This window comes from Neisseria flavescens, from assembly GCF_005221285.1.
In the GTDB taxonomy this organism is placed as follows: Bacteria; Pseudomonadota; Gammaproteobacteria; order Burkholderiales; family Neisseriaceae; genus Neisseria; species Neisseria flavescens.
In genome coordinates, this window is record NZ_CP039886.1 from 1,170,937 (window position 1) to 1,184,441 (window position 13,505).

At 49.9% G+C, this 13,505-nt stretch carries 12 protein-coding genes and 2 tRNA genes; 7 read left to right on the plus strand and 7 right to left on the minus strand.

Annotated elements, in window-relative coordinates:
• Positions 1 to 6 precede the first annotated feature (6 nt).
• Complete coding sequence (gene pgmB, locus FAH67_RS06015) at positions 7 to 672, plus strand: beta-phosphoglucomutase (protein WP_003680568.1); 666 nt, start codon at positions 7 to 9, stop codon at positions 670 to 672.
• Between the two features lie 70 nt (positions 673 to 742).
• Here pgmB and murI read toward each other — a convergent pair whose 3' ends face one another.
• On the minus strand, positions 743 to 1,552 hold the full coding sequence (gene murI / locus FAH67_RS06020; RefSeq protein WP_003680569.1) for a glutamate racemase: 810 nt from the start codon (positions 1,550 to 1,552) through the stop codon (positions 743 to 745).
• Between the two features lie 61 nt (positions 1,553 to 1,613).
• Positions 1,614 to 2,843: a multidrug effflux MFS transporter gene (locus FAH67_RS06025; RefSeq protein ID WP_003680571.1), complete on the minus strand. Its 1,230-nt coding sequence runs from the start codon at positions 2,841 to 2,843 to the stop codon at positions 1,614 to 1,616.
• 241 nt (positions 2,844 to 3,084) lie between these two features.
• Here FAH67_RS06025 and FAH67_RS06030 point away from each other — a divergent pair, with 241 nt between their 5' ends.
• Complete coding sequence (locus FAH67_RS06030) at positions 3,085 to 4,614, plus strand: helicase HerA-like domain-containing protein (protein ID WP_003680572.1); 1,530 nt, start codon at positions 3,085 to 3,087, stop codon at positions 4,612 to 4,614.
• A 71-nt stretch (positions 4,615 to 4,685) separates the two neighbouring features.
• On the opposite strand, the gene FAH67_RS06035 is transcribed toward FAH67_RS06030, so the two are convergent.
• The 3 genes from FAH67_RS06035 to FAH67_RS06045 all read right to left on the minus strand — a co-directional run bounded on the left by FAH67_RS06035 (position 4,686) and on the right by FAH67_RS06045 (position 7,576).
• Positions 4,686 to 6,041, minus strand: a complete 1,356-nt coding sequence (locus tag FAH67_RS06035) for a PFL family protein (protein ID WP_003680573.1) — start codon at positions 6,039 to 6,041, stop codon at positions 4,686 to 4,688.
• 15 nt (positions 6,042 to 6,056) lie between these two features.
• Positions 6,057 to 6,329 (minus strand): ACT domain-containing protein, encoded by a 273-nt coding sequence (locus FAH67_RS06040; RefSeq protein ID WP_003680574.1) that lies wholly within the window; start codon positions 6,327 to 6,329, stop codon positions 6,057 to 6,059.
• A 107-nt stretch (positions 6,330 to 6,436) separates the two neighbouring features.
• Positions 6,437 to 7,576, minus strand: a complete 1,140-nt coding sequence (locus FAH67_RS06045; RefSeq protein WP_039863934.1) for a polyamine ABC transporter substrate-binding protein — start codon at positions 7,574 to 7,576, stop codon at positions 6,437 to 6,439.
• 340 nt (positions 7,577 to 7,916) lie between these two features.
• Here FAH67_RS06045 and FAH67_RS06055 point away from each other — a divergent pair, with 340 nt between their 5' ends.
• From FAH67_RS06055 to FAH67_RS06075, 5 genes are all read left to right on the plus strand, one after another.
• Complete coding sequence (locus FAH67_RS06055; RefSeq protein ID WP_172459142.1) at positions 7,917 to 8,438, plus strand: RNA pyrophosphohydrolase; 522 nt, start codon at positions 7,917 to 7,919, stop codon at positions 8,436 to 8,438.
• Positions 8,439 to 8,502: 64 nt separating this feature from the next.
• Complete coding sequence (locus tag FAH67_RS06060; RefSeq protein ID WP_003680579.1) at positions 8,503 to 8,934, plus strand: very short patch repair endonuclease; 432 nt, start codon at positions 8,503 to 8,505, stop codon at positions 8,932 to 8,934.
• The gene (locus FAH67_RS06065) at positions 8,906 to 9,985 is read left to right on the plus strand and encodes a DNA cytosine methyltransferase (protein WP_003680580.1); all 1,080 of its coding nucleotides are present in this window, start codon (positions 8,906 to 8,908) and stop codon (positions 9,983 to 9,985) included. The genes FAH67_RS06060 and FAH67_RS06065 overlap by 29 nt, the downstream gene beginning before the upstream one ends.
• A complete protein-coding gene (locus tag FAH67_RS06070; RefSeq protein ID WP_003680581.1) occupies positions 9,982 to 11,115 on the plus strand; it encodes an HpaII family restriction endonuclease in 1,134 nt (377 codons plus the stop codon). The genes FAH67_RS06065 and FAH67_RS06070 overlap by 4 nt, the downstream gene beginning before the upstream one ends.
• Before the next feature lie 6 nt (positions 11,116 to 11,121).
• Positions 11,122 to 13,107, plus strand: a complete 1,986-nt coding sequence (locus FAH67_RS06075; protein WP_003680582.1) for a DNA topoisomerase IV subunit B — start codon at positions 11,122 to 11,124, stop codon at positions 13,105 to 13,107.
• A 194-nt stretch (positions 13,108 to 13,301) separates the two neighbouring features.
• Here the strand turns inward: FAH67_RS06075 and FAH67_RS06080 are convergent.
• Together FAH67_RS06080 and FAH67_RS06085 are read right to left on the minus strand one after the other, a co-directional pair.
• Positions 13,302 to 13,378, minus strand: a tRNA-Asp gene (locus FAH67_RS06080).
• 32 nt (positions 13,379 to 13,410) lie between these two features.
• Positions 13,411 to 13,486: transfer RNA gene (locus FAH67_RS06085), tRNA-Val, on the minus strand.
• Positions 13,487 to 13,505 lie beyond the last annotated feature (19 nt).

Sequence of the window (13,505 nt, forward strand, 5' to 3'; positions counted from 1 at the left end):
CGCAAAATGACGTTTACCGCTGTGCTCTTCGATCTCGACGGTGTCATCACCGATACCGCCGAATACCATTACCGCGCATGGAAAAAGCTCGCCGAAGAACTGGGCATCGGCATAGACCGCAAGTTTAACGAGCAGCTCAAAGGCGTGTCGCGCGACGATTCGCTCAAACGCATCCTCGCGCACGGCGGCAAAACCGTCGGCGAAGCCGAGTTCGCCGAACTGACCCGCCGCAAAAACGACAACTACGTCGAGATGATTCAGGCAGTCAAACCCGAAGACGTGTATCCCGGCATTTTGCCGCTGCTGGAAGCATTAAAAGCAAACGGCAAAAAAATCGCCCTCGCATCCGCCAGTAAAAACGGCCCGTTCCTGCTCGAACGCATGGGGCTGACCCACTTCTTCGACACCGTCGCCGACCCTGCCGCCGTCGCGCATTCCAAACCCGCCCCCGACATCTTCCTCGCCGCCGCCGAGGGCGCGGGCGCGGACATCCGCCAATGCATCGGCATCGAAGACGCAGCGGCAGGCGTTGCCGCCATCAAAGCCGCCGGCGCCTTGCCCATCGGCGTGGGCAAAGCCGAAGACTTGGGCAGCGACATCGCGCTGGTGTCCGGCACCGCCGGGCTGACCTACGCCTACCTGCAAAACGTGTGGGCACAGTCGGGCAGATAAAATACTCAGGAAGTAAACAGGCCGTCTGAAAACCTGAATCAGGTTTTCAGACGGCCTTTAATATTTCCAATCAACCCAACGTTACCATCTCAATCTGTTCCATACTCCTACCCAAGAAGCGTTCGCCGATGGTGCGGAAACGCAGTGGGATGTCGCTGACGTAGAAGCGGTAATCCGGGTTGTCGTTTTCTGTATTCAACAAACCTGCTTGTGCTAAGGCTTTGGCGGTGGCTTCGGCGGTAGTGATGGCAGAATCGACCAAGGTGACGTTTTGCGCTTCACGGCCGATAAGCGGCTTGAGAAGTGGGAAGTGGGTACAACCCAACACTAGCGTGTCTATGTCGTCGGCCAAGAGTGGCTTCAGGTATTCGCGTACGGTCAGGCGGGTGACTTCGTGATCGAGCCAGCCTTCTTCCACCAATGGCACAAGCAGTGGCGCGGCTTGCGTGCGCACCAGCGTGTCGTTGTTTTTCGAATGGATGGCGCGCGCGTAGGCATTGCTGTTGACGGTGGTATTGGTTGCGATAATGCCGATTCGGTTGTTTTTGGTGGTTTGCAAAGCGGCTTCCGCACCGGCGGAGATGACGTCCAATACGGGCATATTGCCTGCTTTTTGGCGGATTCTCTGTCCGGCAACGGCGGCGATGGTGTTGCACGCAATGACGAGTGCTTTGACATCGTTTTCCAGCAGAAAATCGACAATCTGCATGGCGAAGGTTTCGATGGTGGCGCGGGATTTGGTGCCGTAGGGAACGCGTGCGGTATCGCCGAAATAGATGATGTTTTCCATCGGTAGTCGTTCCATCAGGGCGCGGACGTTGGTCAAGCCGCCGACGCCGGAATCGAATACGCCGATGGGGCGTTGTTTGCTGGTACTCATGGTTAATTTCTTCAATATAGTGTTGAGGCCGTCTGAAACCGTTTTTCAGACGGCCTGAAGGTTAAACATATTCTTTTTTATCGTTTTCCATCCAAGCCTGATGCGAGCAAATCCACAACAGCACGATACCGCACACGGTCGAACTCAACATCATACCGGCCATTACCAAGGCAGAACCATTATGCAGCCAAGTCGTTGCCATGCCGACCGATGCACCGATAAGGGATTGGAACACGCCCAATACGGCATTTGCGCTGCCACCCTCTGCGCTGAAATAGCTCATAAAGCAGGCCTGAGTGTTAGCACCGACCAAGCCTTGTGTACCGACTGAAAACATCACGCATGGCACTAAAGCCCACAAAGGCGGCAAAGACAGCGACAACACCAAAACCGTCATCAGCAGATTGGCGGCAAATTGGACGATAATGCCCCATTTGAGGATGTTTTGCGGATGCGTACCGGTTTTTAAACGCCATGCAGTAACGCGGTTAAACGACATCATGGTAATGATATTGAGCGCAAATATCCAAGCATATTGGTTTGGGGAAACATGATACAGGTGTTGGTACACGAACGATGATTCAGTCAAAAAGGCAAACATCGAACCAAAACTGAAAGCTTGGAAAAACAGATAGCCCATCGCGGCGCGCGTTCTCAAAACACGTTTAAACCTGCCTGCCACCACGCCAAACACGTCCATGCTGATTTTGCCTTTTTGGTGCGGCTTGGGCAGGAAATACCACATCAAACCCCAAAGCAGCAGCGAATAGCAGGCCAGAAAGCCGAAAATCATGCGCCAGCCGCCCAAGTTCTGCAAGCCTGCACCAATCATCGGCGCCATCAGCGGCACAATCATCAGAATAATGCCGATTAAGGCAAACATCTGAGCGGCTTTGCGTCCGGAATAATAATCGCGCACCATCGCGCCGGAAATCACCACGGTCATCCCTGCGCCAAACGCCTGCACGGCACGCAAGTTCAGCAGCTGCTCGACATTATTCACCATCGTCAAACCGATGACGGCGGCAAAGTAAATGCTCAAGCCCACTAAGGCCACCAGTTTGCGGCCTTTAATATCCGAAATCGAACCACCGACCACCTGACCAAACGCCACGCCAAACATAAAAAAGCTCAGGCTTTGCTCAATGCGGTGGATGTCCGAACCCAGCGACTTCGCCATTTCGGGAATCGCAGGCAGATAGGCATCGACAGAAAACGGCATCAGCGCGACCAACATCGCCATCAGCACGGCCATGGTTTTTTCGCCCAAAGGGGCTTGTTGTGCAGTCATTCCGACTTTCGCTTTCGTAAAAAATATTCAAAAAACAAAGAAAACAACCGCCTTGTCAGACGGTTGCGGATTGGATGAAATTATAGCAGATTTCAACCTTGTCCAATCACTGCAAAAAAACCTTTGCAAAACTTAAGGCCGTCTGAAACTTTGCTTGGTGGAATCCCCTCGCCGCAAACGTTAAAATGCTTGTTTTTTAAGACAGCAAATTATTTCACATCACGGATTCTAAGGAATAATCATGACTACATTTCAAATTGCGCGTGCCGACGGGAAAACGCTCGAAATCCAAGGCAAAATGGCCAACCGCCACGGCTTGATCGCCGGTGCGACCGGTACAGGTAAAACCGTTACCCTGCGCCGCATAGCGGAAGCCTTCAGCAGCGAAGGTGTCCCTGTATTCTTGGTCGATGTCAAAGGCGATTTGTCGGGCATCGCGCAAGCCGGTGCCAACAGCGGAAAAGTGGGCGAACGCATCGCCGAGTTTGATTTGGGCGAACAATGGCTGCAAAATTTCCCCGTGCGCTTTTGGGATGTTTACGGCGAAACCGGTATTCCCGTACGCGTCACCGTTTCAGAAATGGGCCCTATGCTTTTGGCCCGCCTAATGAATCTGAACGACACGCAAGAAGGCCTGCTCAACCTCGTGTTCAAAGTTGCAGACGACAGAGGCTGGCACATTTTGGACTTGAAAGACCTGCGCAGCATGTTGAAACACGTTTCCGACCACGCTTCAGAATACCGCACGCAATACGGCAACGTTTCTGCCGCCAGTATCGGCGCGATTCAACGCCAACTGCTGACTTTGGAAAACGAAGGCGCAGAAAAATTCTTCGGCGAACCTTCCCTCAACCTGCAAGACTGGATGCAAACCGACAACGGCAAAGGCATCATAAACATCCTTAACTCCGAAAAACTGATGCGCTCGCCGCGTATGTACAGCGCGTTTTTGCTGTGGATGCTGGCAGAATTGTTTGAAACCCTGCCCGAAGTCGGCGATTTGGACAAACCAAAATTCGTGATGTTCTTCGACGAAGCGCATTTGATGTTCGACAATGCCGCCAATGCGCTGGTCGAACAAATCGAACAAGTCGTGCGCCTGATCCGTTCCAAAGGCGTGGGCGTATATTTCGTCACCCAAAACCCGCTCGACTTGCCCGATACCATCCTCGGACAATTGGGTAACCGCGTACAACACGCCCTGCGCGCCTTCACACCGCGCGACCAAAAAGCAGTCAAAGCCGCTGCCGAAACCTTCCGCAGCAACCCAAACATCAAAGTTGCCGAAGCGATTGCCGAACTCGGCGTCGGCGAAGCCCTTGTTTCCTTCCTTGATGAAAAAGGTATGCCTGAGCCGGTAGAACGCGCCCTCATCCTACCGCCTCAATCCGCCCTGACCCCGCTTGCCGCAGAAGAACGCAACCACTTGTTCCAAAACGATAATTTGTATCCAACTTATAAAGACATGGTGGACAACTACTCCGCTTTTGAAGCATTGGCCGAAGCAGACAGCCAAGCTGCCGCTGAAAAAGAAGCCGCAAATGCCGCCAAAGAGCAGGAAAAAGCGCAAAAAGCTGCAGAAAAAGAAGCTGCCAATGCCGATCCCGGCATCCTCGGCGGACTAATCGGTGGTTTGAGCGGTGGACGTAAAAAATCCGGCCAAGGTTTGGGCTACAACGTTGCCGACGCCATCGGCAGCCAAATCAACCGCCAAGTGACCAACGCCATTTCCCGCAGTATAATGGGCATTATTAAAAATATGTTTAAATAATCAGCCTGCGAAAATAAAAGGCCGTCTGAAAATCAATTTCAGACGGCCTTTTTTTTTATTCATCAATCCAATCAGTTTTTCATTGACTGAACCGGAGCTGGGATTCTGCCGCCCCGGTTGACGAACACTTCGCATGAGCCTTCTTTAACCGGCATTACAGGCGCGTAGCCCAACAGGCCGCCAAACTCAACGCTGTCGCCGACGGTTTTACCGGTTACCGGAATAATGCGCACGGCAGTCGTTTTGCTGTTGATCATGCCGATGGCGGCTTCGTCGGCGATGATGCCGGAAATCGTGTGCGCGGGCGTGTCTCCGGGAACGGCAATCATGTCCAGTCCGACCGAACAGACGGCTGTCATCGCTTCGAGTTTGTCCAGTGTCAGCACACCTGCTTCGGCAGCGGCAATCATGCCTTCGTCTTCGGAAACAGGGATAAACGCGCCGCTCAAACCGCCGACCGCGCTGGAAGCCATCATGCCGCCTTTTTTCACGGCATCGTTCAGCAATGCCAAGGCAGCCGTCGTGCCGTGCGTACCGCAGACGCTCAAGCCCATTTCTTCAAGGATGCGTGCCACCGAGTCGCCGACGGCAGGGGTCGGCGCCAGCGACAAATCGAGAATGCCGAACGGAATACCCAGCATTTTTGAGGCTTCACGACCGATGAGTTCGCCCACGCGGGTGATTTTGAAGGCGGTTTTCTTCACGACTTCGGCAACTTCGGTCAAGCTGACCGCGTCCGAATTTTCCAACGCGGCTTTGACCACGCCCGGCCCTGATACGCCGACGTTGATAACGGCGTCCGCTTCACCCGAACCGTGAAACGCGCCCGCCATAAACGGATTGTCTTCCACCGCGTTACAGAACACGACGATTTTAGCGCAGCCGAAACCTTCGGGCGTGATTTCAGCCGTGCGTTTGATGGTTTCGCCTGCCAGCTTGACCGCATCCATATTAATACCGGCGCGCGTGCTGCCGATATTGATGGAACTGCACACGATATCAGTAGTCTTCATCGCTTCGGGAATGGAACGAATCAGCACCTCATCCGAAGGCGACATGCCTTTTTGTACCAGCGCAGAAAAGCCGCCGATAAAGGACACGCCGATGGCTTTGGCAGCCTTATCCAAGGTTTGCGCCACGCTGACATAGGAATCGGCATGGGTGGCCGCGGCAATTTGGGCAATCGGCGTAACGGAAATGCGCTGATTCACAATCGGTACGCCGTATTTGGCGGAGAGGTGTTTCGCCGTAGCGACCAAATCTTTACCGACGGTGGTGATTTTGTTGTAAATGTTTTGGTTCAGTACATCGATGTCGGTGCTGATACAGTCGTGCAAATCAATGCCGATGGTAATGGTGCGCACGTCAAAGTTCTGGTCGGCCACCATTTTGACGGTTTCTAAAATCTCGCCGGATTGAATACTCATGACTCTCCCTCCGACTTAAATACGGTGCATGGCTTGGAAAATTTCTTCGTTTTGCATACGGATATCAAGCGCGAGTTTCTTACTCTCTTCCGCAAACAAATCCAAAACCTCTTGACGCGATTTGGTGCATTTTGAAGTATCCACCAAAATAATCATGGTAAAAAAATCGTCCATCAGCTGCTGGCTGATATTAAGGATGTTGATTTGGTTTTCCGCCAAAATTTTGGAAACGTCGTACACAATGCCTACACGGTCTTTTCCGATGACGGTGATGACTGAATTGTTCATAACGCTGTTTCTCCTGATAGGATATTTGAAAAGTGTTGACAATTATAACACTCAGGCCGTCTGAAAAACTGTTTCAGACGGCCTGAGTATTCAAATTTCAATTTTGATTATTGCCCTGCTTTCAAAGCCTGCCACAGGCGAACGCTGAGTTTGCTCGCATCGGTTGACTTAGGGGAAACGATGAAACTTTTTTCCATCAGTTCTTTGGTCGGGAAAATCGATGGGTCGTTTGTGTATTTGGCTTCCATCAAATCACGCGCGGGGCGGCTGGCGGGCGCGTAGGTGACGAAGCTGCCGTTTTTCGCCGCCACCTCGGGCCGGAGCGTGTAGTCGATATAGCGGTGGGCGTTGGCAACGTTTTGCGCGTCGCGCGGAATCATAAAGGAATCCACCCACACGCCCACGCCGGTTTTCGGGGTCAATACTTTGATTTCCACGCCGTTTGCGGCTTCTTCGGCACGGGTTTTGGCAATATTCAAATCGCCGCCGTAACCAATGGCGGCACACAGGTTGCCCGCCGCCATATCGTCGATATAGCCGGAAGAGCTGAAGCGTTTCACGTCGCCCCGGACGGCTTTCATCATATCGACGGCGGCTTTGATGTCTTCGGGATTCTCACTGTTGGGGTCTTTGCCCAAATAGTGCAACGCCAAGGGAATCTGTTCGATTGCGCTGTCGAAATAGCTGATGCCGCAGGATTTGAGTTTGGCGGTGTATTCGGGGTTGAACACCAAATCCCATTCGTTTTCGGGCAGCTTGTCCGTACCCAATGCCTTTTTCACCTGCTGCGTATTGATTGCCAAGGTATTAATGCCCCAGAAATAAGGGACGGCATATTCGTTGCCCGGATCGACGGCTTCCATCATTTTCAGCAAATCTTTATCGATGTTGCCGTAATGGGGGATTTGCGCCTTGTCGATTTTCTGATACGCGCCCGCTTTGATTTGCCGGCCGACGTTGGCGATGGACGGCGCGGTCAGGTCGTAGCCGGATTTGCCGGTCAGGACTTTTGCCTCCAGTGTTTCGTTGCTGTCGTAATAATCGGAACGCGTCTTGATGCCGGTTTCTTGTTCAAAGGCGGCAACGGTTTCGGGATCGACATAATCCGACCAGTTGTAGATATTGAGTTTGCCCGATTGTTCGGCTTCGGGCTTGGCGGAGGGGGGGTGGGCGGCGGTATCGTTTCCGCCGCCGCACGCAGTCAAGGCGAGGCTCAGGATTGCCGCCGCCACCAGTGTTTTTTTCATGGTTTTCGACCTTTCGTTCAAAAATAAAAAACATTGCAGGGACGGCAGGACCGCCTGCATCGGAAGCTGTGGGGGCGGCCGGTCGGCTTTCTTGGCCCTTGGTGCAGCAAGGTTTGCATTAAACGGCAAAAAGCTTTTGAATGCAAGACCTTAAATCAGAAAAAATGTTCATTTTTCAGACGGCCTGAAGCTATGGTTTTATTCATAAACAACATTTTTTCAGAAACGGTTTCATGCCGTCTGGAAAAAACTGTGGGCTTATTCAGACGTCCTCAAGATTTGTCAAAACCGCCCAATTTGTGGGAAAATTGCACGATTGAATTTAATGAAGGGCGACACCGTGTTAGACAGAGAAGGCTATCGCCCCAATGTCGGTATTATCCTGATTAACGAGAGTAACGAAGTCTTTTGGGGCAAACGCGTACGCGAACATTCCTGGCAGTTTCCGCAAGGCGGCATCAAGCCGGGCGAAAGTCCTGAGACTGCCATGTACCGTGAATTGTACGAAGAAGTCGGCCTGTTGCCGCAACACATCAAAATCATCGGGCGGACGCGCGACTGGTTGCGTTATGACGTGCCGAACAACTGGGTGCGCCGCGAATGGCGCGGATCCTATCGCGGGCAGAAGCAGATTTGGTATCTCCTGCGCCTGACCGGCCGGGATTGCGATGTCAACCTGCGCGCCACCCGCCACCCCGAATTTGACGGCTGGCGTTGGCACCAATATTGGGCGCCGATTGACGAAGTCATCGACTTCAAGCGCGGCGTGTATTTGGACGCATTGACCGAACTCTCCCGTTTCCTGCGCGGCATAGAAAGCTATGAAGACTTTATCCGGCGCAATCCAATAGAAAACCTATAACCCAAACGCTTTCAGGCCGTCTGAAAGCGTTGTTTTTCATCCTTTCAGACGACATAGGCAGTTTATGGACAGACTGACGCCCGAACAACGCAAAAAAGTCATGCAAGCGAATAAAAGTAAAGGCACGAAACCTGAGCTTTTGTTAGCAAAGACGTTGTGGCATAGAGGGTTAAGATATAGAAAAAACGATAAAACTGTTTTTGGAAAACCTGATTTTATTTTTAAAAAATATAAAATAGCAATTTTTGTGGATGGGGAATTTTGGCATGGTAAAGATTGGGAAAAGCGGAAAACTGATATCAAAAGCAATAGGAAGTTTTGGATAAACAAAATCGAGCGCAATATCAAACGCGATACTTCGGTCAATATTCTTCTTGAGCAGGAAGGCTGGATTGTACTGCGTTTTTGGGGTAAGGATATATTGAAAAATCCTGATGATTGTGCAGCAAGGATAGAAAATGCAATATATGAAAGAAAAAAAATCGGAAAGCGGTAAATTAAAAGAAAAAGCAAAACAATATAGGCTTTTTAACGATAATCTGTTTTCGCATTCTGATATGGCAGAGTCTGAAAAATTTACTTTTATCGATTTGTTTGCGGGTATAGGTGGATTCCGTATTGCTATGCAAAGTTTAGGTGGAAAATGTCTTTTTTCCAGTGAATGGGATGACAAAGCACAACAGACCTATGCGGCAAATTTTGGAGAAATCCCATTTGGCGATATTACGACAGAAGAAACCAAAAGCCATATTCCTAAAGAATTCGATATTTTATGTGCAGGGTTCCCATGTCAGGCATTTTCTATTGCCGGTAAACGGGGGGGGTTTGAAGATACGCGTGGGACATTGTTTTTCGATGTTGCCGAAATTATCAAGAGACATCAACCGAAAGCATTTCTTTTGGAAAATGTAAAGGGTCTGATAAGCCATGATAAAGGTAAAACACTGCAAACCATTTTAAATACCTTGCGTGAGGATTTGGGGTATTTTGTTCCAGATCCAGAAATCATCAATGCAAAAGATTTTGGAGTACCTCAAAACAGGGAACGTATTTTTATAGTCGGTTTTCATCCGGATACTAAAGTAAATGATTTTGAATATCCCAAACCGATAGGTTTGAAAACGTCGTTTTCAGATATTCGTGAGAAAGAAACTGTCCCTACAAAATATTATCTTTCTACTGTGTATATCGATACTTTGAGAAAGCACAAGGAAAGACACGAAGCCAAGGGAAATGGATTCGGGTATGAAATTATTCCTGACGATGGCATTGCCAATGCCATCGTTGTCGGAGGAATGGGAAGGGAAAGAAATCTTGTTATCGATAACAGGATTACAGATTTTACTCCCACAACCAATATTAAAGGTGAGGTAAACAGAGAGGGAATCCGTAAGATGACCCCAAGAGAATGGGCGCGTCTTCAGGGTTTTCCGGAAAATTTTGTCATTCCTGTTGCAGACGCTTCCGCATATAAGCAATTTGGAAATTCAGTTGCTGTACCTGCTATTCAAGCGATAGCAGAAAAAATTTTGGAGAAATTGAAATGACTCATTTCTCAGGAAACAAAGGCGAATGGAGTGAGCTTTATGTGCTCTTGAAACTGCTTTCGGACAGAGCGCTCGCTTTAGGAGGAAACGGCAAGGCAAATATTGCCAGCATCCTGCTTCCGATTATTGAGGTAATCCGTAATGAGCAAAACGGAAAAAATCAATATTGTTACGATCCTAATAATAGAAACAATATACAAATCTCAATTGCAGGAAAAAATAAAAGTTTTATTGTTCCTATCGTAGAATTTACAGGAAATGCCAAAAAGCTGTTAAAGAATATTCTTGATGGCAAAGTAAAAGGAACGTTTACTGTAGATAATGATTTGGAAATTTTCCTTAGAAAAATCGGCTGTACCAGGGTAAGAGAAGATTCAAAATCAAAAAGTGATATTTATGTTAAAGTCCATGATTCACGAAGCGGCTTCTCCCCTTTGCTCGGATTTAGCGTCAAATCAGAATTGGCTGGTGCGCCGACACTATTTAATGCCTCAGGTGCAACCAACTTTACTTTTAAAATTGAAAATTGGGATTCTTCCAACACCGAAAAAGTAAACAATATTTTTTCCAAAAGAAAGAAAAAAGACGGTACTTTTGCGGCAGACGTAAAAGGAAGGGTAAGAGAGATTCTTAGGCTTGGTGGAGATTTGGAGTTTGTGAAAACCGATAACAGGATATTTCTTGGAAATTTGGTTTTAATAGATAGCAAACTTCCAGAAATATTAGCCTGTTTGATCAAAACTTATTATTCCGATTCAGAAAACAGAGTTGCTTTAATTGATTTGATTGAAACTGTTTCAACTGAGAATCCCTGCAACTTTGTAATGGATTTTAATCATCAGTTTTACAATTACAAAATCAAAAAATTATTATGTGAATCGGCATTGGGAATGAGACCTGCAGAAGTTTGGCATGGTACATATGATGCAACAGGCGGCTATATTGTTGTAAAAGAAGATGGAAATCTAGTTTGTTACCACATTTATAATAGAAATGATTTCGAAGAATATCTACTGATCAATAATAAGATGGAAACACCAAGCTCAGAAAAACATGGATTTGGAAAAATTTATGAAAATAATGGTGGTTATTTCATAAAATTAAATTTACAAATCCGTTTTATCAAATAATTTCACATGACTAAAAACAACCAATACAGCGAATCCAGCATTACCGTCCTCAAAGGCTTGGAGCCGGTCAAAGAACGTCCAGGCATGTACACCCGCACCGACAGCCCGACCCACATCTGCCAAGAAGTCATCGACAACGCGGCGGACGAGGCGTTGGGCGGTTTCGCCACTGAAATCGACGTGCGCATCCACGACGACGGTTCGCTTTCCGTACACGACAATGGGCGTGGCATTCCCGTCGGGCTGCACCCTGTCGAAGGCGTGCCCGTGGTCGAACTTGTGTTTACCCGTCTGCACGCGGGCGGCAAGTTCAACAAAAAAGACGGCGGCAGCGCGTATGCCTTTTCAGGCGGCCTGCACGGCGTGGGCGTGTCTGTTACCAACGCTCTCTCCACCCGCCTCGAAGTAACCGTCAAACGCGAAGGCAAAGTCCACCGCATCGTGTTTGCCGGCGGCGACGTGGTCGAACCGTTGGCGGAAGTAGGCAAATGCGCCGTCAAAGACAGCGGCACCGAAGTGCGCGTCTGGCCGGACGGCAAATATTTTGAAAGCCCGAATTACAGCATTCCCGAACTCGAACGCCTGCTGCGCGCCAAAGCTGTTTTACTGCCGGGCGTACGCGTTTCCCTGACCCGTCCGGTCAAAGGCGAAGACGAAGCACACACCCAAACTTGGCACTATCCAGACGGCCTGAAAAGCTATCTGACCGACCTCATTGCCGACGCTCAGGAAGCCGTGCCTATCTTCTCTTGCGAAAACTACATTTCAGACGGCCACAACGGCGATTTCAGCATCGGCGAAGGCGCCGCGTTTGCCCTGACCTGGCTGGAAGAAGGCTCGTGCGCCAACGAAAGCTACGTCAACCTCATCCCCACACCATTGGGCGGCACGCACGAAGCAGGCTTGAAACAAGCCGTGTTCAACGCCGTCAACAATTTCATCAATCTGCACAACCTCCTACCGCGCGGCGTGAAAGTACAAAGCGACGACGTGTTCGGCAAAACCGCCTTCGTCCTCTCTGCCCGTGTCCTCGACCCGCAATTTCAAGGTCAGACCAAAGACAAACTGACCAACCGCGACGCGTTGAAACTCGTCGCCGCCGTATCGGGCGACCCTTTGGAATTGTGGCTGAACCAAAACGTGGACTTCGGCAAAAAAATCGCCGAACTCGCCATCCGTCAGGCACAAGCGCGGATGCGTTCGGTTAAGAAAATCGAAAAGAAAAAAGGCAGCGGCGTCGCCGTCCTGCCCGGTAAGCTGACCGACTGCGAAAGCGAAGACATCCGCGAAAACGAACTCTTCCTCGTCGAAGGCGATTCCGCCGGCGGTTCCGCCAAACTCGCCCGCGACAAAGCCACCCAAGCCATCCTGCCCCTGCGCGGCAAAGTGCTCAACAGCTTTGAAGTCCACCCCGACCAACTTTTCGGCAATGCCGAAATCCACGACATTTCCGTCGCCATCGGCGTTGATCCGCACGGCATCAACGACAATCCCGATTTAAGCGGTCTGCGCTACGGCAAAATCGCCATACTGTCCGATGCCGACGTGGACGGCTCGCATATTCAAGTTTTGCTGCTGACCCTGTTCTACCGCCACTTCCCGAAACTGGTCGCCAACGGACACATATACGTCGCCCAGCCGCCGCTGTTCCGCGTCGATGTCAACGCACAAGGCAAAAGCAAACCCGCCCGCAAATTCTACGCCCTCGACCAAAACGAACTCGACAGCATTTTGGAGCGGCTGCAAAAAGAAGGCGTGAAAGAAACCGCCTATTCCATCAGCCGTTTCAAAGGCTTGGGCGAGATGAACCCCGACCAGCTCAAAGACACCACCATGCACCCCGACACCCGCCGCCTGTTGCAGGTACAAATCCCAGAAGGTGCTGATGACGAAACACGCGACATCTTCGTCAAACTGATGGGCAAAGGCGAAGCCGCCGCCCGCCGCGCATGGATGGAAAAAGAAGGCGATACGGCAGAATTGGATATTTAATCCATTGTTTCAATAGCCTAAAGGCCGTCTGAAACTTTAAAAGTTTCAGACGGCCTTTTCTAAATCATAAGAAACTAAGGTTAAACAGTATTTAATTTTCAATACTCTGTACTTACCTATTCCTATTTTTGTAGCTTAATTGAGTTGTTAAGACAAATAAAAAAGCACTGATATAATCAGTGCTTTTTAAATAATGGCGCGGCGGACGGGGCTCGAACCCGCGACCCCCGGCGTGACAGGCCGGTACTCTAACCAACTGAGCTACCACCGCGCATCCACTGTCAAAGACAATGAAAGGAAACTTGGTGGGTGATGACGGAGTCGAACCGCCGACATTCTGCTTGTAAGGCAGACGCTCTACCAACTGAGCTAATCACCCGATAAGCCGACATTAAATC